This is a genomic window from Shewanella sp. S1-58-MNA-CIBAN-0166 (genome assembly GCF_040310085.1).
Classification (GTDB): domain Bacteria; phylum Pseudomonadota; class Gammaproteobacteria; order Enterobacterales; family Shewanellaceae; genus Shewanella.
Window position 1 is genome coordinate 120,958 of the sequence record NZ_JBEOPN010000010.1, and the last position, 22,810, is coordinate 143,767.

A 22,810-nucleotide genomic window follows, 5' to 3' on the forward strand; every position below is an offset into this window, starting at 1 on the left:
GTTATTGATGGTCTAAAAATAGTGTTTAGTTTGTTTATCGCTGCAACCATTCACGATAAAAACATTCATTGATTTTATTGTCCGACAATGTCGTAAGTATGGCGTTAACGCAGGTGGAATAACTTTCACTATTCAATTATATGTATTTAAAGCATTATTAAATTAAAAGAAACTAAATTAGCTGTGAGCAAGATCTGAGTTTGTTGCAAATAACTTACCAAAATCTATTAATCTAGTTTATGGTTCAGTGAAGATAAATTTACTTATCAAAAGTGTTTTAAAAAGGATGATGTATGAATTGGCAATGGATTAGCAACCTCAATATTTCGCGTAAACTGGCCTTACTTGTCATTCCCCCTTTATTAACCAGTATTTTATTCGGTGGTATGTACCTTAATAATGAGTACAAAACTCAGCATCAGTTAGCACTGGTTATTGATTTAACCCAGGTTGCCATTATCAATAGCTCCTTAGTACATGAACTGCAAAAAGAGCGAGGTATGAGTGCCGGTTTCCTCGGCTCTAAAGGACAAGCATTTAAAGACAATTTAGTGACTCAACGTGCTCAAACAGACATACAAATTCAACGTTTTAATCTTGTTGTTCAGCAAGACGATTTTCCGCAACAATTACAATCCACATACAATGAAGTTGCTTCAGCATTTAATCAGCTAAGCCAAATGCGTAATAATGTCACGGCCCTTAACATCAGTGTCGCAGAGCAAGTTAGTTATTATACCCGCATCAACACCCTATTATTATCAATGGTCGATAATGCAGCTAGTCAGAGTGTAGATAGCCAAATAGGTATAACACTCAAAGCGTTCGCAGCATTTTTACAATTAAAAGAACGCGCAGGAATAGAGCGAGCAGTACTCAGCACAACTTTTGGTCGCAGTGAATTCCCCCCTGGGTTATATCGAAAGTTTGTCACTTTGGTGGCGGAACAACAAACTTATGCCGAACGGTTTATTGCCGCAGCTAGCCCAGAAAACATTCGCATTTTTAAACAAGCCCAACAAGACAGTGCTATGGCAAATGTTAGTCAACTTCGTGAAATTGCTTTTGCACAAGACAGCGCTGCAATGGCGCAGCAAAGCCCTGAAGATTGGTTTAAAATCGCAACGGTACGTATTGAGCTGTTAACTCAGCTTGAAAAACAATTCAGCCAAGATTTGTCGCAATTAAGCCAAGAAAAATTGTCACAAGCAACTGAGCATATGTATCTCACAGGCGCGGTGTTATTGCTGGCTCTGTTTTTTGCTATTGTGATGAGCATGGTTGTTTCTCGCTATTTGCATCGTAGTTTAAGTCAGCTACACAAGCAGATATTGCATGCTGGTACTCAGTTTGATTTAACCACTCGCTTAAGCCATCAATCTGATGATGAGTTTGGCCAAATCTCGATAGCATTTAATCAAATGATGGCAGAATTTGAACACGTTATTACCCACGTACGTCGAAATGCATTGAGTTTGGTTCATGCCGTTGAACAAATGAATGGCTTTACTCGTTCAATGCAAGCCGATGTTGAACAAGGTTCGTCAGAAGCCGAACAAGTTGCATCTGCTATGACAGAAATGAGCGCAACCGTCCATGAAATTGCTGCCAATGCGGTACAGGTTTCAGAAGCTTCAGCCAATGCCAATATCGAAGTGCAGAGTGGCAACAATGATGTCAGTAAAACTAGCGATGCGATTCAATTGTTGGCTAAAGAGATAGCTAATGCCGCACAAAGTATTGAACGTTTAGATAAAGATGTACAAGATATTGTGACCATTTTAGCGGTCATCAGCTCTATTGCTGACCAAACTAATTTACTCGCATTAAATGCGGCAATTGAAGCTGCTAGAGCGGGCGAACAAGGAAGAGGTTTTGCCGTTGTTGCCGATGAGGTTCGTACTTTAGCTCAGCGATCACAACGTTCAACAGAAGACATTAAAGCGATGACCGAGCGCCTTAAAGCGGGTGCAGCCACTGCCGTCAGTGCTATGCAGCGAGGCCAAGTACAAGCACAACAAAGCGTTACCGAGTCACAACATGCAGGCAATGAGCTTAAATTGATTGCTCAACACGTTAGCGTGATTGACAGCATGAACCAACAAATTGCCGCTTCAACACATGAACAATCGGCCGTAGCAGAAGAAGTAAATCGTAATGCGATGAAAATCACCGATATCTATCACCATACACAGGAGATATCACAACAGATTGCTTTGCTCAATGACAATCTATTAAGTGATGCCAGTGACATGTCACAACAAGTCAGCAAATTTATCCTTTCTAAAAGCTAAGGCGATAAATCGATAACAAGCGGTAACGAGCGATAAGGGCGATGACAATCTAAACAAAGATGACAAGCGAAAGAACAGCGAAAGAGCCTAGATGCTAGAACGCTTCGCTGCTAGAGGCTATAAAAGCTTGAGCGACTAAGTCTGAAGGTTTTTTGCTACACCACGGATCCAACTGTTATCCGCTCTTATAGCCGCGCAGCGTCTAGCAGGACGAAGTCCGCCCTAGTCTCTAGGCTATAAATTGATAACAAGCGATAAGGGCGATGACAATCTAAGCAAAGATGGCAAGCGAGAGAACAGCGAACGAGCCTAGATGCTAGAACGCTTCGCTGCTAGAGGGTATAAAAGCTTGAGCGACTAAGTCTGAAGGTTTTTTGCTACACCACGGAGCCAACTATTGTCCGCTCTTATAGCCGCGCAGCGTCTAGCAGGACGAAGTCCGCCCTAGTCTCTAGGCTGTTAATCGCTTGTCATCGCTTGTCATCGCTTGATACCGCTCTTTACCGCCGGTTATCTTTCACAACTCATTTGGTGCAATGTTGCAGTAATTGGACAAAGAAATCGCTGCCTTTACGTTCCGCAAAAGCTATATTTCGCTCAGGAATGGATTCAGGATCAGTATAGTTGGCTAATGCCATTTCCATGCTGGCTTCACGGATAATATGCAAACAAGGGTAGGGGGAGCGATTGGTAAAATTTGCCGCACTGTCTTGTGGTTCACCTTCAAAACAATAGTCCGGATGAAAGGTCGCTAATTGATAAACACCTTCATAGCCTTGCTCAATTAACTCATCGGTAGCGTAATCGACTAAATCTAAATAAGGGTAAAAACCTTCAAAACCTCGCGGCAAAATAAACAGCGTGGTTTCAGTTTCAGGATGATTATCTAAGTATTGGCACTCTTCAATTAGCGCCTTTAACACAGACTTTGTTTTAGTTTCTTCAATGGCAACATAACGAATGCTAGCGCGTTCGACTTCTCGACGGGCAAACGGACAAATGTTGTATTTCATAATGACATCTTTTACCCAATTTTCAGTATGAGTAAGACATTCATGTTGTTCCATTAGTTAACCTTTTAACGCTAAAAAATTGATTAGTGGGTTGCTGGCGGTAACATCATTGGAATGATCGATGCCACTAATAATAAAGCCATTGTGATATTAAAAATACGTTGCTGACGCTCATTTTTAAGTAAACGTTTAAGTGCCACGCCAAACCCTAACCAGACAATCGCACACGGAAATGCCACACATAAAAATACGCTGGCAATGGTCACGACTTGGCTATTGATCTCTTGTTGTACTGAGGTAAATGTAGCAATGGCACCTACCGCCATAATCCATCCCTTTGGATTTACCCATTGAAATGCTGCCGCTTGTAAAAAGCTAAACGGTTTGCTTACTTTTTTACCTTCCATTTTACTGCTGCTATTGGCAATTAACCATGACAGATAAAGTAGGTAACTAATACCAATCACTTTAATCACAATATGAATAAAAGGATAAGCTTGAAATATTGCACTTAACCCAAGCCCGACCGCTAATATCATGGTCGGAAAACCCAAGCTAATACCCATTAAGTGCGGAATACTACGCTTAATACCAAAATTAACCCCAGAGGTCATTAGCATAATGTTGTTAGGGCCAGGAGTAATACCGGCAGAAAAAGCAAATAAAGCAATGGCGAATACTAACTCCATGAAAGGGTCTCTGTAGTGAATTAATAAGATATTTTTATAAATCGAATTCTAGGGGAAATGAGTGATTCACCATAATGATTTTTTTAACGCTTGGTTAAATTTGTCATTTTAAAACTTAAAAAACACTCGTTTTATAGTTAATGCTTTGATATTTAGCAAATAAATTATTAGTTACTAAGTGTAATTCTGGTTGGTCATTTTTACTTAACGAGTTCAAATTTTACCTTTGAACTCGTTATTTCGGCATGTTGACGGTTTTTAGCGATTAAGTTACAAGTCATTAGCAAGTTAATCGCTAGATAATTTAATAACTAACGTCTACTTCATAAGATGAAAACTTACGAATATTAATTACCCCAGTATCAAAAATAAGGTATTGACCTTTTATGCCTTGCAAAATACCAGTGACTTCAGCAATTTTATCAAAGTTGTGTGATTTAACTTTCACTGGAAACTGCGTAATTGGGTAGCTAATCGCTTGAATATTGGCATCAAGGCGTTCAATAACAATGTCTTGGTATTCGGCTGCGAGCGCTTGCAGTTTATCTTCAATTAGCGGAATAAGTTGGGCTGCTTGTTCAACCAAATCGACATCATCATTATGACCTTTTAGCATAGCTTGCCAATGAGTTTTGTCGTTAATGAATTTGGCTAATTCAATTTCGATTAAGCCCGACATTTTACGGGTCGACACTTTAAAAATCGGTAAGCCCTGAGTCGCCCCTTGGTCTATCCAACGGGTTGGGATTTGAGTATGGCGAGTAATGCCGACTTTAATCCCTGATGTATTCGATAAATACACGTAGTGGGGCACAAAGCAATTTGATATGCCCCATTCAGGTTCGCGGCAAGTGCCTTGATCAAAATGGCATGTTTCTGGTTTCATTATACACAAGTCGCAACTGGCCAGTTTTGTCATGCATACGTAGCAGTGACCTTGAGAATAACTTTTCTTGGTCTTTTTACCGCAGTTGCTGCAAAAAATATTACCTGTATGAGTCATGGTTAATGACTTACCAATAAGCGGGTTAAGCGCCAAACGCGCTTCACCAACAGGTAAATGATATTCCACCTCATGGTTATCATTGAGGTGGGTTTTCAGTTTTGATAGCGTTCCAAACATGGTTAATCCATTTTTATCATCATTATTTTGTGGCAGTTTAACAGAGGATCAAAACGGATTTTAGACTTAATTGGTTTTCAATGTCTAAATTAACTTATGCTGATTTACTCAGTTTATCTAATACAACATCATCACCCATTTCATACAGTGATGCTGTAATTTGCTCTTCTTGGCTCGGATCGGTTAATCCTAATGCCATAGTAGCTCTAAATAATGCAATGCCCGTGTGACTGGCGGTTTCATATTGGCTACTAAATTGTTCTATATTTACGCCTAGGGCATTCATTTTATTAGATATATGCAACACAATCCCTGGGCGATCATATGCGACTAAGTTATAGTGCAAATGTTTAATAGGTTTAGCACTTAAGGTTGTTTTAGCGAAGGTTAAGGTTAAGCCGTCAATGCATTCCAAGGCGTCAATTAACTCATCCCATTTTAGCGCAGGCACTTCTAATTGTAATATTGCTGCAAAAATACCGTCTATATGGCGCATTTCAGAGTCTAGCCAGTTACCACCATGGCGACTAACTACATTAGCAATTTGTTCTACTAAACCTTTTCTATCAGGTGCTTGAAGAGTAATAAGATAACGCATCATTCGATATTTCTCCTATAAATAATGTCTGTAACACAAATGTCATATTTACGTCATATAATCGCAGCCACTTAAGATTGTGTTATTGTTTTACTGCTGTTTACTTTCATATATTTAGTCATAAATATTTATTGTTAGCATAGTAGACTACACATTCAAAGCGCTAATTATGGCATCGATTAATTATTAGAGGTTCTTAATGGAAAGTCAGGTCAATAAACCTGGTTCTGCGGAAAAAAGTCTACTCGTTGATAGACATGCAACCCGCAGAGCATTTAAGGATAAAGCAGCAGAGATTGGGGTAACCGTTGGCGGCACATTAGTGTTTGTCACCCTGTTATTAATATTTTTCTATTTGCTGTATGTCATCAAGCCCATTTTTGATGGGGCACATATAGAACCTGTTACGAGTGTGAGTTATCAACATGCTGATGTTAAAACCTTAACTGTTGGTAGCGATGAACAAAACGAAGTGCTCTATCGCGTGACCGAATCGGGTGTAGTTGACTTTTATTCAGCCGCGAGCGGTGAATTAATTTCATCTTTTAAGCCAAAAATTCCTGAAGGCACAACGGTCACCAGCAGTGCTAAATCGAGCCCAAGTGAGCAACGTTTTGCATTAGGGCTGAGCAACGGCCAAGTGATTGTTGTCGGCATTGAGTTTGGATTAACCTACCCAGACAATAAACGCTTGATTACGCCGACTTTACGTTATCCGATGGGAGAAACGCCATTAACGATTAATAGTGAGGGCGCTGTTTATAATCTGGTGTTTGATTTTAGCGACAGCCGCATGAGCTTTGCTTACCAAAATGCCAATGGTGCTTGGAAGCTTAATCGCCAAGAAGGCGAAGAAAACATGATGACTGAAGAAGTTGAGTGGTCATCTGTTGAAGTGTTTATTGATGATGCACCTAATCATGTTATATCAGCAATAATGACTCCTGATCATCGTCAGCTTATTTTGAGTACCAATAATAAACTATTTATTTATAACACTCGCGATGCCGACTCTATTGAGTTACTACAAGTTGTCGATGTTAAAAAAGTGAATGCTGAAGTTAAGCAAGTAAATTTACTTGCCGGAGCAAGCTCTATATTGGTGAGTTATGACAGCGGTATTGTGAGTCAGTACTTCCAAGTTAATAGCGAAAAAGGTCGTTTATATCAGCAGATTCGTGAGTTTGATGATCTTGCTCCTGTCAGTGTAATGGCGACAGAGTTTTATCGTAAAAGCTTTGCAGTGTTGAGTGCAGATGGCGAATTAACCCTGCTTTATACAACCAGTGAACGTCAGTTATTCGACGAGAAATTTCAGTTAACTAACCCAGGTAAAATGGGCTTTAGCCCGCGTTCAAACGCCTTGGTGATTGAGGCCGATAACAAACTTAACCTTTTCTCTGTTGAAAATGATCATCCAGAAATATCGTGGAGCGCATTGTGGGAAAAAGTATGGTACGAAGGTTACCCCGAACCACAATATGTGTGGCAGTCCACTTCTGGTTCTGACGACTTTGAAGCCAAGTTGAGCTTAATGCCACTGGCATTTGGTACCATGAAAGCGGCATTTTACGCCATGCTATTCGCTGCGCCATTGGCGATTGCGGGGGCGATATATACCGCTTACTTCATGACACCTAAAGTGCGTAATGTAGTAAAGCCTACCATTGAAATCATGGAAGCATTACCGACGGTTATTTTAGGTTTCTTGGCTGGTTTATGGTTAGCGCCACTGATTGAAGATCATTTGCCCGGCATTGTGGTGTTGTTGATGTTATTGCCCACATCAATACTTGCCACTGCATTTGCTTGGAGTAAATTGCCAGAAAAATGGAAGCAGCGCTTACCTGAAACCTATCAAGAGCTAATGCTATTGCCAGTGATTCTATTTATTGGTTGGTTCTCCTTTGAAATCAGCCCAATAATTGAAGTGGCGTTATTTGACGGCAATACTCGTCAATTTATTACCAATGATTTAGGCATCACATTCGACCAACGTAATGCGCTGGTTGTGGGTATTGCCATGGGATTTGCGGTCATTCCAACCATATTCTCGATTGCTGAAGATGCGATTTTCTCTGTACCACGTCATTTATCAAACGGCAGTTTGGCACTGGGTGCAACAAACTGGCAAACCCTGACCAAGGTAGTATTACTTACCGCCAGCCCGGGTATTTTCTCGGCCATTATGATGGGCTTAGGCCGCGCAGTGGGTGAAACCATGATTGTGTTAATGGCTACCGGTAATACTGCAATCCTTGAGTGGAGTGTATTTGAAGGTATGCGTACCTTAGCGGCAAACATTGCCGTAGAAATGCCTGAGTCGGCCATTGGCAGTACGCATTATCGCGTATTGTTCTTAGCTGCCTTTGTATTGTTCGTGTTCACCTTCTTCTTTAATACCATTGCTGAAGTTGTTCGCCAACGTTTACGCGAACGTTATAGCTCACTGTAAGGAAAGATGATGACTCAATTAATGATTAATTCGCCAATCGCCTTGAGAGGTTTGTGCAATGGGTAAGTGGTTTAAATCAGGTTCACCGTGGATTTGGATGACCGGTGGTGCCGTTAGTATCAGTTTGATTGCCGTTTTAGGCTTATTACTGTTAATCGCTTGGCGTGGCTTGAGTTACTTTTGGCCTGCTGATGTTTATGAATGGCAACTCGAAGACAACAATGGTGTTAAAAGTACCTTAATTGGTGAGATTTACGACCGTGAAGAGGTGCCTACAGAGCGCTTAATTTCAGCTGGTCATAAATTTGCCAAACACCCTGGTGAGTTTGTTACTCGTTACTTGGTAAAAACCGGTAACCGTGAGTTTGTTGGTTTAGATTTTCGTTGGATTTTAGGAACCGATATCGTTAGCCGCTCTATGCCTGCTGATGTCGCTAAACTTGAACGAACTAAAAACGGTAATTTTTACGGTTATCCTGTTGCGGTAATTGAAGACGGTAAACGTTTAGAGTTAACTAATGAAGCAGACATAGAAGCGTCTTTGTTTGACCATATCGACCGCGCAGTGGCAATTTCTGACGAAGCCTTGGCGTTGCAAAAAAGCGATATTGGCTCGATAAATTATCAAATGGAACGTCTACGCTTGAAAGAGCGTGGTTATGAGCTTGATGGTGAATTAACGGCTGAGCGTAAAGCGGATATCAAGGCGCAAATCGAACAGCTTAACCAAGACTACTTAGTGCTTGAAAAAGACTTGTTTGCCCTGCGTGATAAAGCGGCGCGTGATTCTGTGGTGATTAAAGACATGCGCGGTGTTGAAGTCACCTTGCAACTGGACTCAATTTTAGACGTAAGTTATGTCAATCACATGAGTTTGCTAGGTAAAGTGGGTCACTGGTTTGTGGGAATAGGTCGCTTTGTGAGTGATGACCCGCGTGAAGCCAATACTGAAGGTGGTGTTTTCCCCGCTATTTTTGGCACGGTATTTATGGTGATGCTCATGGCCGTTATCGTGACGCCATTTGGAGTTGTCGCTGCTATTTACTTGCACGAATACGCCAAGAAAGGCCCTATTACTAAGCTTATCCGTATTGCGGTGATTAACTTAGCCGGTGTACCGTCAATTGTTTATGGTGTGTTTGGTTTAGGTTTCTTTGTGTACATGATGGGCGGCTCAATTGACCAATTGTTCTTCCCAGAAGCGTTACCAGCACCGACATTTGGCTCTCCTGGGGTGATTTGGTCTGCATTAACTTTAGCCATTTTAACCTTGCCGGTGGTGATTGTATCAACCGAAGAGGGTTTAAGCCGAATTCCGAGTGCTGTGCGTCAAGGCAGCTTGGCATTAGGCGCGACTAAAGCCGAGACCTTATGGCGCATTGTTATTCCAATGGCAAGCCCAGCAATTATGACTGGTTTGATTTTAGCCGTGGCACGTGCTGCCGGTGAAGTGGCGCCGTTGATGTTAGTGGGTGTAGTAAAATTAGCCCCAACATTACCGATTGATATGAACTTCCCGTTTGTGCATTTAGAACGTAAGTTCATGCACTTAGGTTTCCATATTTACGATGTAGGCTTCCAAAGCCCTAACGTAGAAGCTGCACGCCCATTGGTGTACGCAACTTCGTTCTTATTAGTATCTGTAATTGTTGCTCTTAATTTAACCGCTATCAGCGTGCGCAACCATTTACGTGAAAAATTCCGTTCGCTAGAACATTAATTAGCGATATCCTGAGGAAAGATAAAATGATTTCTATTGATAGTTCAGCAATGCAAACAGAAGCCGTTGATTTAGCTAATTTACCGGCACAGGATACCGCACTTGAAATCCGTAATCTTGATTTACGTTACGGTGACAAACAAGCGCTATTTGATGTGTCGATGAAGATCCCTAAAAAACAAGTTACGGCATTTATCGGCCCAAGTGGTTGCGGTAAATCAACGCTGTTACGTTGTATTAACCGCATGAATGATTTGGTTGATAGTTGTAAAATTGAAGGTGAAATCTTACTTCATGGGCAGAACATTTATGACAAGAAAGTCGATGTAGCGGCACTACGTCGTAACGTCGGTATGGTGTTTCAGCGTCCTAACCCGTTCCCTAAGTCAATTTACGAAAACGTGGTGTATGGTTTACGTTTGCAAGGGTTAAGTAATCGTCGTGATTTAGACGAAGCGGCAGAGCGCTCATTGCGTGGCGCAGCGATTTGGGACGAAGTGAAAGACCGTCTACATGACAATGCATTTGGCTTATCCGGTGGTCAGCAACAACGTTTGGTGATTGCCCGTGCCATTGCCATTGAGCCAGAAGTATTATTACTCGATGAGCCAACGTCAGCACTTGACCCAATCTCAACATTAACTATTGAAGAATTGATTACTGAGTTAAAGCAAAAATATACCGTGGTGATTGTGACGCATAACATGCAACAAGCGGCACGAGTGTCAGATCAAACGGCCTTTATGTACATGGGTGAATTGGTTGAGTACGCTAATACCAACACCATTTTCACGACCCCTAAAAAGCGTAAAACAGAAGATTATATTACTGGTCGTTACGGTTAATCTTGCTTAAAACGCTTTTAATTAACATACAGAATTTAGGTGGGTATCATGGAAAAAATGAATTTAAGTAAACACATATCAGGTCAGTTTAATGCCGAGCTTGATGATATTCGTAATCGCGTATTAGCCATGGGCGGGCTTGTTGAGCGCCAGCTTGAGCAAGCATTGGATGCGCTAGCAACACTTGACTCAGAATTAGCGCAACAAGTGATTGAAGGCGACCACAAAGTCAATGGTATGGAAGTGGCTATTGATGAAGAGTGCACCCGTATTATTGCTAAGCGTCAACCTGCTGCCAGTGATTTACGCTTAATTTTGGCTATTTCTAAAACCATTACCGATCTTGAACGCATTGGTGATGCTTGTGTTCGTATCGCCAAAGCCGCGGTAGAAAAGCGCGCTAACAGTCAACAGCCTTTATTGGTGAGTATTGAAAACATGGGGCGTCACGCCACACGTATGTTGCACTCAACGTTAGATGCACTAGCACGTATGGATGCTGATCAAGCATTTGAGTTACACAAAGAAGATGCGAAATTAGACAAAGAGTATGAAGGTATTATTCGTCAATTAATGACTCATATGATGGAAGATCCTCGTTCAATCCCTGGTGTGTTAGACGTATTATGGGCTGCGCGTGCAGTTGAGCGTGTCGGCGACCGTTGTAAAAATATCTGTGAATACGTTATTTACTATGTGAAAGGTAAAGACGTTCGCCATATTTCTTACGAAGAAATGGAAAAAGAGCTGTAATAGGTCTTAGCGACTTTAGAAACGCCCTATGTTGCACTGTTTATCGAACAAACAGCCCAGCATAGGGCGTTTTTGTTTAGCGGTTTTGATGGATATTTGTTATCTTTGGCGCCTAAATCTGATGTAGAAGAAATCGTTCATGAAAAATACCCTTGCTCGTGGTTTAACCAATTTATTACCTATGGTGTTGTCTATTTGGCTATTTTGGTCATTGTTTATCTCACTCGATGGCTTAGGTAAATTATTGCTTGATATTGTGGGGGTAAAATCGGCTTTTGTTGGCGCAGGATTTTGTTTGGTGGCGAGTTTAGTGTTTGTAGCGGGATTATTATTTTCCGTTAGTCCAATTGCTTGGGTGTACGGTTGGGTAGAAAACCAACTGATGAAGTTTCCTTTGTTTAAATCTGTTTATGGCAGTATTCGTGATATCGCCAGTTTAATGAACCGCGACGGCCAACCTAAAACCCAAAAAACGGTATTAGTCAAACAAGCCAATGGTAGTTTTGTCGTGGGCTTTATTATGAGTGACTCAGCACCACAACCCCTTGCCGATGCATTGCCAGAAGGTGATTGGGTGCCAGTATTATTCCAACTCAGTTACCAAATAGCTGGGGTGACAAGTTTGGTTAAACGCGACGACCTTATTTTTGTCGATTGGTCATTTGAAGATGCAATGCGCTTTAATTTAACCGCTGGAATATCGAACAGTAAAGCAGCTTAAATAGGCTGGAAGACGGTTTGAGCGATAACACTGATAAAAGCGGTATCAAGCGATAGCGGCGCTAATAAACGATAACAAGCGATAACAAACCTAGAGACTAGAGCGGACTGCGTCCTGCTAGTTCGCTTCGCTGCTATAAGAGCCTGTTTAAGCGGTAACAATCGGTATAAAGCGGTAACTGCGATAACAAGCGATAACATGCCTAGATACTAGAGCGGACTGCGTCCTGCTAGTTCGCTTCGCTGCTATAAGAGCCAGTTTGCGGAAACAATCGGTATCAAGCGATAACGGCGATAACAAACATAGATACTAGAGCGGACTGCGTCTTGCTAGTTTGCTTCGCTGCTATAATAGCCTGTTTAAGCGGTAACAATCGGTATCAAGCGATAGCTGCGATAACAAGCGATAACATGCCTAAATACTAGAGCGGACTGCTAGTTTGCTTCGCTGCTATAAGAGCCAGTTGAAGGGAAACAATCGGTATCAAGCGATAGCTGCGCTAACAAGCGATTACAAACCTAGAGACTAGAGCGGACTGCGTCCTGCTAGTTCGCTTCGCTGCTATAAGAAGCCTGTTGAAACGGTAACAATCGGTATCAAGCGATAGCTGCGCTAACAAGCGATAACAAACATAGATACTAGAGCGGACTGCGTCCTGCTAGTTCGCTTCGCTGCTATAAGAGCCAGTTGAAGGGAAACAATCGGTATCAAGCGATAGCTGCGCTAACAAGCGATAACAAACCTAGAGACTAGAGCGGACTGCGTCCTACTAGTTCGCTTCGCTGCTATAATAGCCTGTTTAAGCGGTAACAAGCGGTAACGGCGCTAATAAACGATAATGGCGATAACAAGCGATAACATGCCTAGATACTAGAGCGGACTGCGTCCTGCTAGTTCGCTTCGCTGCTATAAGAGCCAGTTGACGGTAACAATCGGTATAAAGTGATAACGGCGAGCGATGCGCTTGTCATCTCACTTTATTGCTTATCATCGTTTGTTACTTTGCTTGTATAGTATCTAGGTTTTAGGTGATTAGAATAAGCTAAGTGATGTTTTATCATTGCTTTGTCATTGTTAATCAGTGCTAATCACACAATAATCTTAAAATAAGATCTAGCAAACAATTGCCCCAAGCGATAACAGTGATTATCCTTGGGGTAATTTTTTTTACGAGTGATAAATTAATGTCAGCCAACGAAAGTAAATTAGATAAAGTATTAGCTGAAGCCAGAGACTACAAAGCCTCTCGTGAAAAAGGATATCGTGAGCAAGCGCTTAAGCTCTATCCTTGGGTATGTGGGCGTTGCACTAGAGAATTTACTCATAAAAATTTATCTGAATTAACTGTGCATCACCGTGATCATAATCATGACAATAACCCGTCAGATGGCACGAATTGGGAGTTGTTGTGCCTGTACTGTCACGACAATGAACACTCACGCTTTGAAGAGCTTATTCGTTACGGTAGCACTAAAGAAGCCAAACAAGATGCTGCCACTTTCAATCCGTTCGCAGACTTAAAAGCGATGATGAAGAAGTAGAGCTGAGACGGTGAAAGTCGGTAAGATCGATGAAAATCGATAACAAGCGATGGCGAGCGATAAAAAGCCTAGGAACTAGGTCGCTTCGCGGCGAGATGCTATACAGGCAATGTCAAAAGCTGGTAAGAACGATAAAATCGATAACAGGCGATGACAAGCGGGAAACAGCCTAGGAGCTAGGTCGCTTCGCGGCGAGATGCTATAAAATCAAATTCAAAAGATACAAGCTTAGGGCTAGGTCCCATCATGGAAATACTTCTGAGCTGGGTCTGCTTGATGCATTACTGTTGTTATAGAAGCGAAGCGCACTAGCTGGACGCAGTCCGCCCTAGCATCTAGGCTCGTAATCGCTCGTAATCGCTCGTAATCGCTCGTAATCGCTCGTTATAACCTATTACCGTTTAATCCGCTTTTCAGCTTCTAACCATTTTGCCCGTGACAACGTTTGGTTGTTGTTGTCGCCTAAATACAGCTGTTTTCTGCCTTCTAGACTATCAAAAATTTGTTTCTTTCGTTCTTCACTGGCTTGTGACCACGTTACAATTTCATCAATGTGACGAAAACAGCCCATACAATAATCGTCAGCATTTAAGCCACAACGGGCGACACAAGGTGAGTGCATAGTTTACAATTCCAGTTCGGTGATTTAATGACTCGCATCCTATCATTTCAATCGGCTAAGGTTAACTACAAGTCTCAATATGTCCGTAATCAAATATCAACAGACCTTTAATGCCATAGACTCACTTCTTGAGGCTCTAAAACCCTTATGGCAGCTGGTCGCGTTTGAGTGTGACCACTTACCTTGGCAGCACGATTTCCCACAATTAGCCCAAAAGGTGTGGCAACTTGATGATGTAGAAATTGATACTATTGATATGGATCAGCAACAGCTTGTAGAGTCGTTGTTGCCAAGTCTGATTCGCGATATCAAGCAAAGCAAACTGCCGCAGGTTGATCAGTTAATTAGCCAATTAAGCTTGTTAGTCATCACTTTGCCTACAAGTACGATTAACAGTGACGATGCTCAAGCTGTTTCTGACACTGAAACACTCGTGAATGATCACCTAAATAGCGATTCAGCGCATTTTAGTGCCCATATTAAAGGTCGAAAGTGGCAACAGATTACCGCGTTCTCGGAGCAAGTTGATCCACAATCTCAACCCCAACTACCTCGGTTACCTATTTTAGAGTGGTGTGCTGGTAAAGGGCATTTGGGCCGCTTGGTGGCTAAGCAGCAAAATGTTGAGGTAACAAGTATTGAGTGGCAAGCGAGTTTATGCTCACAAGGCCAGGTTTTTGCAAAACAATGGCAATTACCGCAAACTTTTATTTGTGCCGATGCTTTTGCGCCAATCGACCCAGGTAAACCGCTTTTGTTAATTGATCAACATGCAATCGCATTGCACGCCTGTGGTGATTTACACATTCGTTTACTCCAACTCGCAGTATCGGCAGGCACTCGGGTGATGTCTATTTCACCCTGCTGTTATCATTTGATTGAACATACACATTATCAACCGCTATCGGCCTTAGCCAAAGTCAGTGCGGTCAAACTGTCAAAGCATGACTTACAGCTGCCATTGCAACAAAGCGTTATTGCAGGCACCAAAAAACAAACATTACGCAATCAAGAGATATCATGGCGCTTAGGTTTTGACAGTTTGCAACGAGAAATTCGCGGCATCGATGCTTATTTATCGGTGCCGACCATTAAAAAAAGCCAGCTTAGTGGCAGTTTTAGCGACTTTTGCCAATGGGCTGCAAATCAAAAGCATTTAGTTATATCCAGTGAGATTAATTTGAGCCATTATTTGCACCGCGGAATTGAGCGACAACGGCTTACTAAGCGAATAGATTTAGTGGCCCATCTATTTCGCCGAGCTTTGGAGCATTGGCTGTTGCTCGATCGAGTGTGTTTTTTACAAGAGCAGGGATATCAAGTGGCTTTGACTGAATTTTGTGCAAACAGTGTTACACCACGAAATGCGATGATCCAAGCAATTAAAACAAACTAATAGCAGCCTTTGTCACAAAACTGTAAATTAAACCTTTGTTTATACTAGTCTATTTGCCCTAAAACTGTGAAAATCAACAAACTAGTTAATCAAATAATAAAATCTAACCACAATATATTATCCAAATTACCGCATTAGCTTGCTGTTTTTGATTGAATAATTAAGCCATTCTTGTTCAAATGGCGGGTTAATAACGAATAACAACTATTCTAGTGGCTTTTGTGCTTGCTAGAGCGAAGCGAATTATACGGTTTAATGAAATATTCACGCGTCTTTATCAATAGTCTGGCTTATGAGCTAGCACCCCAAGTAGTGTCGAGTAGCGATTTAGAATCTCGCTTGGCCCCGCTTTATCAAAAGTTTCGTATTCCGATGGGGCAACTTGCCGCATTAACCGGAATTACCGAGCGTCGTTGGTGGCCTAAAGGTCATCGTTTATCAGACGGCGCTATTGCTGCTGCACGTAAAGCCGTGAATGAAACCGGTATTAATGTCAGCGACTTAGGTGCTGTGGTTTACACGGGTGTGTGCCGTGACCAACACGAACCAGCAACCGCTTGCCGTATTGCTGCCGAACTTGGCGTGTCTAAAGACACAGCCATTTACGACATCAGCAATGCTTGTTTAGGGGTGTTGTCGGGTATTTTAGATATTGCCAATCGTATCGAACTTGGGCAAATCAAAGCCGGCATGGTTGTGTCGTGCGAATCTGCACGAGATATCGTTGATGCCACCATCGATCACATGCTAGCCGAACCGACAATGCAGAATTTTGCTCAGTCATTGGCTACGTTAACCGGTGGTTCAGGTGCGGTAGCAGTCATTTTAACCGATGGCACTCTGCCACTTACCACCACACGCCAGCATCAATTGCTAGGTGCGAGTCATTTGTCTGCACCAGAGCACCACCAATTGTGTCAGTGGGGCCTACAAGAAGCAGGGCACTTATTGTATCGCGAGTTTATGCGTACCGATGCAGTTACTTTGCTCAAAGAAGGCGTAGAACTTGCTAAGCACACTTGGGAGCACTTTCTAGAGCAGCGTGATTGGGTTGTTGAGCAAGTTGATAAAGTGATTTGTCACCAAGTGGGTGCATCAAACCGCCGACAAGTGCTAAATGCATTAAACATCCCCCACGAAAAAGAATATCCCACCTATCAAACCTTAGGCAACATGGGCACGGTTTCACTACCGGTTACTGCTGCAATTGCCCACGATGAAGGTTTTTTACGTGTTGGCGACCAAGTCAGCTTTTTAGGGATAGGCAGTGGTTTGAACTGCATGATGTTAGGAATTAAGTGGTAAGCCTTGGGCTGCACTGAATTTTTGCATATCATTATAAAAATAGTTAACAGGATGCATCATGCTAGACAACTTACTGCCATTTAAAAGTCATTATTTAGACCGTAACGGCAATAAACTACATTACATAAACGAAGGCCAAGGCGAGCCAGTCGTTATGGTGCACGGTAATCCTAGTTGGAGTTACTACTACCGTAATTTAGTTAGCGCGTTGAGCGATCAGCATCAGTGTATTGTGCCAGACCATATTGGTTGCGGCTTATCAGACAAACCCGATGATCCACAATACGATTACACCCTAAAAAACCGTATTGATGATTTAGAAGCCTTGCTAGACAGTCTTGATGTAAAGCAAAACATCACCCTCGTGGTACACGACTGGGGCGGTATGATTGGTATGGGCTTTGCGGCTCGTCATCCTGAGCGTATTAAACGCATTGTGTGTTTAAACACGGCCGCGTTTCATCTTCCTAAAACTAAGCCTTTTCCCTGGGCATTATGGATTTGCCGCGAAACCTTACTCGGCACCTTGTTAGTCCGTGGTTTAAATGCATTTTCATCAGCAGCCTCGTATGTGGGTGTCAAACGTAAACCCATGTCTAAAGAAGTGCGTGAAGCTTATGTAGCGCCATTTGATTCTTGGAAAAACCGTATTTCGACACTACGCTTTGTCCAAGACATTCCACTCAAACCTGGCGACAGAAACTACGACTTAGTGACTAGCATTGGCGATAGCTTAAGCGAGTTTGCTGACGTACCGACGTTGATTTGTTTTGGTTTACAAGATTTTGTGTTTGATAAGTATTTTTTAGAAGAATGGCGACAGCGAATGCCTCACGCCACGGTGCACGAGTTTGCTGACTGCGGTCATTACATTCTTGAAGATGCCAGCGACGAAGTGATTGGCTTAATTAAAGACTTCATCGAAAAAAATTAATTACACCCTAAAAGGCTCATTTGAGCCTTTTAGCTATTTAATCGTCTAAAATTATCTATATGTTGGCGTACTTGTTAACCAGCATATATGCGTTATTCACATTAGCCCAAAATGAAGCCACATGACCAAAACCTCTACACTTGCTAATGCCAATATCTGTCAGCACCTTAAAACGGCTGCGCAAGCTATGCCTGCCGGTCTTGCAGTTGCTGTGCAGCACGCTAAGCAAGGTAAATTCAGTTATCAAGAAATCGACTTTGTGACCTTACACCAACAATCGGACATGATTGCTAAAGGGCTCATTCAGTACGGTATCAAGCGCGGCATGAAAGCCGTGTTAATGGTCACCCCAAGCATTGAGTTTTTCTCGTTAACATTTGCCTTGTTCAAAGCCGGTATTATCCCCATTTTAGTTGACCCAGGTATGGGCATCAAAAATCTTAAACAGTGTTTTGCAGAGTCGCAACCAGATGCCTTTATCGGCATACCTAAAGCGCATATTGCTAGGCGGGTGCTTGGGTGGGGCAAAAGCAGTGTTAAGCAGGTAATTAATGTCGGTGGTTCAGGCATTGAACGTTGGTTAACAAATGCCACAAGTTTAGAAACTATTACCGAAATAGGCCGAAATGAGGCTTATCCTTTTGAAATGGCCCTGCTAAAGCCAGATGCTATGGCCGCTATTTTGTTTACCAGTGGCAGTACTGGTACTCCCAAAGGCGTGGTGTACAGCCATGGGATGTTTGAAGCACAAATTAGCGCACTTAAACACGATTACGGTATTGCACCTGGCGAGCGAGACTTAGCGACTTTTCCGCTGTTTTCATTATTTGGCCCTGCATTAGGCATGGCATCCATTGTGCCAGACATGGATGCGAGTAAACCAATTACCGCCAACCCAGCCAATTTGTTTGCCGCAATCGATCAATATCAATGTAGCAATATGTTTGTTAACCCAGCTTTGCTAGAGCGATTAGGTCAAGCTGGCGAGCAAACTCAGCATAAACTGACTAGCGTTAAGCGAGTGATATCAGCAGGCGCACCGGCAACGATTAGTTCTATTAAACGTTTTAGCCAAATGCTCAACCCACAGGTTGAAGTGCTTAACTCTTATGGTGCCACTGAATCGTTACCCATCAGTATGATTGGTAGCCACGCGTTATTTAATACCAGTCAACAGACCGATCAAGGTAAAGGCATTTGTGTCGGTAAACCGATATCGTCGGTGAGCGTTGATATTATTGCGATTACAGATAAGCCTCAACCTCATTGGGTCGATGTTAAAAAACTTGTTGCTAACGAAATTGGTGAAATTGTAGTGAGCGGCCCTATGGTCAGCCAAGCCTATTATCAGCGTCAACATGCCACTGAGTTAGCTAAAATACACGACGGTGAACACGTTAAGCACCGCATGGGAGATGTGGGTTATCTCGATGATAATGGCTTATTGTGGATGTGTGGTCGTAAAGGCCATATTGTTGATGCCACGCGCGGTAAGCAAAAATTAAAGCGCTTTTATACACTGCCCTGTGAGCGAGTGTTTAATACTCACACTCAAGTCAAACGTTCTGCCATTGTTGGCGTTAATGTGGGTGGGGACGTTGTGCCAGTTATGTGTATCGAATTGCAAAAAGATATTGTTTGCTCAACGGCTAAAGCCCTTTATCAAGAGTTAATAGAATTAGCCGAGCAGTATCCACATACGCAAGGTATTGGTCGTTTTTTAATTCATCCCGACTTCCCTGTAGATGTACGCCATAATGCTAAAATTTTCAGAGAAAAGCTCGCTGTTTGGGCACAAAAGCAGTGGAAAGAATAAGGCCGTACTCAAGTAATTATTAAGTAAGAATAAGACCAGTCCTAAAGTTAGAGCAAGGTAATAATAATGAAGCTGACAGACTTACATCCCCTAGAGCAAGCCGCACTTAAACAATTAGCGCTATCGGTCAACAAAGTGTTTGTGACCGGTGCAGGCGGCTTTTTAGGGTTTGCTATTTGTCAGCGTTTATTGGCCGTAGGTATTGAGGTGGTGGGTTTTGCTAGAGGATATTATCCTAAGCTTGTTGAGCTTGGTGTTGATATGCGTCAAGGTGATATCAGCGACTTTGACACGGTAAAACAGGCAATGCAAGGCTGTGACGTAGTGTTTCATGTAGCATCAAAGGCAGGCGTGTGGGGTAGTAAGCAAAGTTATTATTCGCCTAATGTCGACGGTGCGGCTAATATTGTTAATGCTTGTAAAGCGCTTAATATTCAAAATCTTATTTATACCAGCACCCCAAGCGTAACCTTTGCTGGGCATGACGAAAACGGCATTAACGAGTCAGCACCTTACGCTGCTGAATATCTCAATTATTATGGTGAGTCTAAAGCCATTGCCGAACAAAATGTGCTTGCAGCTAATTCTGCTCAACTTCGAACTACCGCCTTACGGCCACATTTAATTTGGGGGCCAAACGATCCTCACCTGGTACCTCGAGTGATTGAACGTGCTAAAGCAGGGCGATTAAAGCTAGTGGGAAATGAAGATAAACTGGTCGATACCATTTATGTTGATAACGCCGCCTACGCCCATATTTTGGCTGCAGTAGACTTAATAGCAGACGCTAAATGCGCCGGTAAAGCGTATTTTTTAAGTAATGATCAACCTATTACCATGGCAGACATGCTTAATCGCATTTTAGCGTGTGTCGACTTACCGCCCGTGACCAAACGTGTACCAACGCGTGTCGCTTACACCGCAGGTGTTGTACTTGAATTTGTTTATGGTTTGTTTAATAAACAGCAAGAGCCCATTATGACTCGCTTTGTAGCAAGGCAACTGTCGACCAGCCATTACTTTGACATTGGCGCAGCAAAACAAGACTTAGGCTACCAGCCGCTGGTGAGTATCGACCAAGGAATGCTTAAACTGAAGCAATCTTTGTCGAACTAATTGCCTTGCTGTCACACATCTTCCGTGTGCATTTACTGGACTCACATATGTGATTTAAACGATGTAAACAGCTGTTTGTAAAGTTGTTTTTACATCACTTCGTGGGTTATTTTTCAACAATCACTTGGTTATATTTTATTCCACTGTATCTTAAATTCCGACCACCACAACAATAACCCCAAAGAGGGTAACAACTCATAACAAGGTGGCGCAGGGAGAAGCAATGCAAGATAACAATCAGGGTAAATGGAACTTAGCCACATTAGCCATTCATGGCGGACATCAACGCGAAGCCTTTGGCTCACTCACCACACCTTTGTATCAAACTGCCACCTTTGTATTTGATACAGCCGAGCAGGGCGGAGCACGTTTTGCCGGAGAAGAACCGGGTTATATTTATACTCGTCTCGGTAACCCAACCACCGGAGAGCTTGAGCGTAAAATGGCGCTGCTAGAAGGCGCAGAAGACGCAGCTGCAACCGCATCTGGCATGGCGGCAGTATCAAGTGCATTATTAACTCATTTGCATGCAGGCGATCACTTAATCGCATCAAAAGCTGTTTATGGTTGTACCTTCGCGCTGATGACCACTCAGCTAACCCGCTTAGGCATTACATCAACATTGGTCGATTTTTCCGACATAGCTGCAATCGAAGCCGCCATCAAACCAAACACCAAAGTGTTGTTTTGCGAAACACCAGTAAATCCACATTTACAAGTATTCGATCTTGCTGCTATGGCCAAAGTAGCTAAAGCACATAATCTAGTTTCAATCGTCGACAACACCTTTATGACACCACTATTGCAGCAACCACTAGCGTTAGGCATTGACATGGTGATCCACAGTGCCACCAAGTATTTAAATGGCCACGGTGATGTTATCGCAGGTATTGTGTGCGGCAATGCAGAGCACATGCACAGATTGAAATACGAAATCCTAAAAGACTTCGGTGGCGTGATTTCACCTCACGATGCATGGTTAATTTTACGCGGTTTAAAAACCCTAGACGTACGGTTAACTCGTCACTGCGACAATGCAGAAGTGTTAGCTGAATTTTTAGATAAACACCCTAAATTCAGCCAGGTCTTTTACCCAGGCTTAGAACACCACCAAGGTCATCGTTTCATCGGCAACCAAATGAAGCGCGCTGGCGGTGTCATCGCATTCGAATTGGCGGGTGATAAGCAAGACGCAATCAACTTTGTTAATCGTTTAAAGTTATTCACTATCGCCGTAAGCTTAGGTGACGCAGAATCGCTGATCCAACACCCTGCATCAATGACCCATTCCCCTTACACCCCAGAAGCCCGACTAGCTGCAGGCATTACCGACAACTTACTGCGTATCTCAGTCGGATTAGAGAATGTAGAAGATCTTATCGCGGATATAGAACAAGCGTTAAAATAGATGAAAAGCGTTGAGCTAAAGGTTAAAGATTTAATCAACGCTTGGTAATTCTCAATCGTTATTCTGGTGAGCCATCCACGCGTCATTCCGCTAACGATCTTGAGCCGGAATCCAGGTGTTAATTATTTAAAGCCACAAAAATCAATGACAACACCTGGATCCATCCCATTAGCGTTTCTGAGCTGGGATTAAAGCATTCGAGGATGACAGCGGCGAAGCCAAAGCAACACATGGATCCCCGATAAGAGATCTCGAGGATGACGGGCTAGGAGGAAGGATAATCCCCACTATTACGTTATTCAAGTAATGCATACTCACACGCCATTAATGCTCACTATTCGTCATTCAAGTAATGCTCACTATTACGTCATTCCGGTAACGCTCTTGAGCCGGAATCCAGGTGTTAATGCTTTAAAGTCACAAAAATCAATGACAACACCTGGATCCCCGATAAGAGATCT

The 22,810-nt window shown here is 42.6% G+C and carries 18 protein-coding genes; 13 read left to right on the forward strand and 5 right to left on the reverse strand.

Features of this window, described 5'->3' with window-relative positions; genetic code table 11:
- The first annotated feature begins 293 nt into the window (after positions 1-293).
- The gene (locus AAEY99_RS08470) at positions 294-2,294 is read left to right on the forward strand and encodes a methyl-accepting chemotaxis protein (RefSeq protein WP_351010058.1); all 2,001 of its coding nucleotides are present in this window, start codon (positions 294-296) and stop codon (positions 2,292-2,294) included.
- A gap of 524 nt (positions 2,295-2,818) precedes the next feature.
- Here the strand turns inward: AAEY99_RS08470 and AAEY99_RS08475 are convergent.
- From AAEY99_RS08475 to AAEY99_RS08490, 4 genes are all read right to left on the reverse strand, one after another.
- Positions 2,819-3,361, reverse strand: a complete 543-nt coding sequence (locus AAEY99_RS08475) for a DUF1415 domain-containing protein (protein WP_101086702.1) — start codon at positions 3,359-3,361, stop codon at positions 2,819-2,821.
- Positions 3,362-3,390: 29 nt separating this feature from the next.
- Positions 3,391-3,996: a LysE family translocator gene (locus tag AAEY99_RS08480; protein WP_101086703.1), complete on the reverse strand. Its 606-nt coding sequence runs from the start codon at positions 3,994-3,996 to the stop codon at positions 3,391-3,393.
- Between the two features lie 304 nt (positions 3,997-4,300).
- Complete coding sequence (locus tag AAEY99_RS08485) at positions 4,301-5,119, reverse strand: DUF2797 domain-containing protein (protein ID WP_350998826.1); 819 nt, start codon at positions 5,117-5,119, stop codon at positions 4,301-4,303.
- A 94-nt stretch (positions 5,120-5,213) separates the two neighbouring features.
- Positions 5,214-5,720 (reverse strand): glycine cleavage system transcriptional repressor, encoded by a 507-nt coding sequence (locus AAEY99_RS08490; protein ID WP_011636830.1) that lies wholly within the window; start codon positions 5,718-5,720, stop codon positions 5,214-5,216.
- Positions 5,721-5,916: 196 nt separating this feature from the next.
- Between AAEY99_RS08490 and AAEY99_RS08495 the strand changes: the two genes are divergently transcribed.
- From AAEY99_RS08495 to AAEY99_RS08520, 6 genes are all read left to right on the forward strand, one after another.
- Positions 5,917-8,172, forward strand: coding sequence for an ABC transporter permease subunit (locus AAEY99_RS08495; protein ID WP_101086705.1), 2,256 nt, complete (start codon positions 5,917-5,919; stop codon positions 8,170-8,172).
- A 58-nt stretch (positions 8,173-8,230) separates the two neighbouring features.
- Positions 8,231-9,892 carry a phosphate ABC transporter permease PstA gene (pstA, locus tag AAEY99_RS08500; RefSeq protein WP_162023451.1) on the forward strand — a complete coding sequence of 554 codons (1,662 nt, stop codon included), beginning with the start codon at positions 8,231-8,233 and terminating at the stop codon, positions 9,890-9,892.
- A gap of 26 nt (positions 9,893-9,918) precedes the next feature.
- Complete coding sequence (pstB, locus tag AAEY99_RS08505; protein ID WP_101086707.1) at positions 9,919-10,737, forward strand: phosphate ABC transporter ATP-binding protein PstB; 819 nt, start codon at positions 9,919-9,921, stop codon at positions 10,735-10,737.
- Positions 10,738-10,785: 48 nt separating this feature from the next.
- Positions 10,786-11,490: a phosphate signaling complex protein PhoU gene (phoU, locus tag AAEY99_RS08510; RefSeq protein ID WP_041412865.1), complete on the forward strand. Its 705-nt coding sequence runs from the start codon at positions 10,786-10,788 to the stop codon at positions 11,488-11,490.
- A 139-nt stretch (positions 11,491-11,629) separates the two neighbouring features.
- Positions 11,630-12,211, forward strand: coding sequence for a DUF502 domain-containing protein (locus AAEY99_RS08515; RefSeq protein WP_351010060.1), 582 nt, complete (start codon positions 11,630-11,632; stop codon positions 12,209-12,211).
- 1,184 nt (positions 12,212-13,395) lie between these two features.
- A complete protein-coding gene (locus AAEY99_RS08520) occupies positions 13,396-13,752 on the forward strand; it encodes a YajD family HNH nuclease (protein ID WP_041413485.1) in 357 nt (118 codons plus the stop codon).
- 394 nt (positions 13,753-14,146) lie between these two features.
- Here the strand turns inward: AAEY99_RS08520 and AAEY99_RS08525 are convergent, their stop codons facing one another.
- Positions 14,147-14,374 carry a DUF1289 domain-containing protein gene (locus tag AAEY99_RS08525; protein ID WP_101086709.1) on the reverse strand — a complete coding sequence of 76 codons (228 nt, stop codon included), beginning with the start codon at positions 14,372-14,374 and terminating at the stop codon, positions 14,147-14,149.
- Between the two features lie 79 nt (positions 14,375-14,453).
- Here AAEY99_RS08525 and AAEY99_RS08530 point away from each other — a divergent pair, with 79 nt between their 5' ends.
- The 6 genes from AAEY99_RS08530 (at position 14,454) to megL (ending at position 22,349) form a co-directional block, all read left to right on the forward strand.
- Positions 14,454-15,770: a methyltransferase gene (locus tag AAEY99_RS08530; protein WP_101086710.1), complete on the forward strand. Its 1,317-nt coding sequence runs from the start codon at positions 14,454-14,456 to the stop codon at positions 15,768-15,770.
- A gap of 255 nt (positions 15,771-16,025) precedes the next feature.
- Positions 16,026-17,075, forward strand: a complete 1,050-nt coding sequence (locus tag AAEY99_RS08535) for a 3-oxoacyl-ACP synthase III (protein WP_101086711.1) — start codon at positions 16,026-16,028, stop codon at positions 17,073-17,075.
- Between the two features lie 58 nt (positions 17,076-17,133).
- The gene (locus AAEY99_RS08540; RefSeq protein ID WP_351010063.1) at positions 17,134-18,009 is read left to right on the forward strand and encodes an alpha/beta fold hydrolase; all 876 of its coding nucleotides are present in this window, start codon (positions 17,134-17,136) and stop codon (positions 18,007-18,009) included.
- Between the two features lie 121 nt (positions 18,010-18,130).
- Positions 18,131-19,825, forward strand: a complete 1,695-nt coding sequence (gene oleC, locus AAEY99_RS08545; RefSeq protein ID WP_351010066.1) for an olefin beta-lactone synthetase — start codon at positions 18,131-18,133, stop codon at positions 19,823-19,825.
- Positions 19,826-19,891: 66 nt separating this feature from the next.
- Positions 19,892-20,941, forward strand: coding sequence for a 2-alkyl-3-oxoalkanoate reductase (gene oleD, locus AAEY99_RS08550; RefSeq protein WP_351010068.1), 1,050 nt, complete (start codon positions 19,892-19,894; stop codon positions 20,939-20,941).
- Between the two features lie 223 nt (positions 20,942-21,164).
- A complete protein-coding gene (gene megL / locus AAEY99_RS08555; RefSeq protein ID WP_351010070.1) occupies positions 21,165-22,349 on the forward strand; it encodes a methionine gamma-lyase in 1,185 nt (394 codons plus the stop codon).
- The last annotated feature ends 461 nt before the right edge of the window (positions 22,350-22,810 follow it).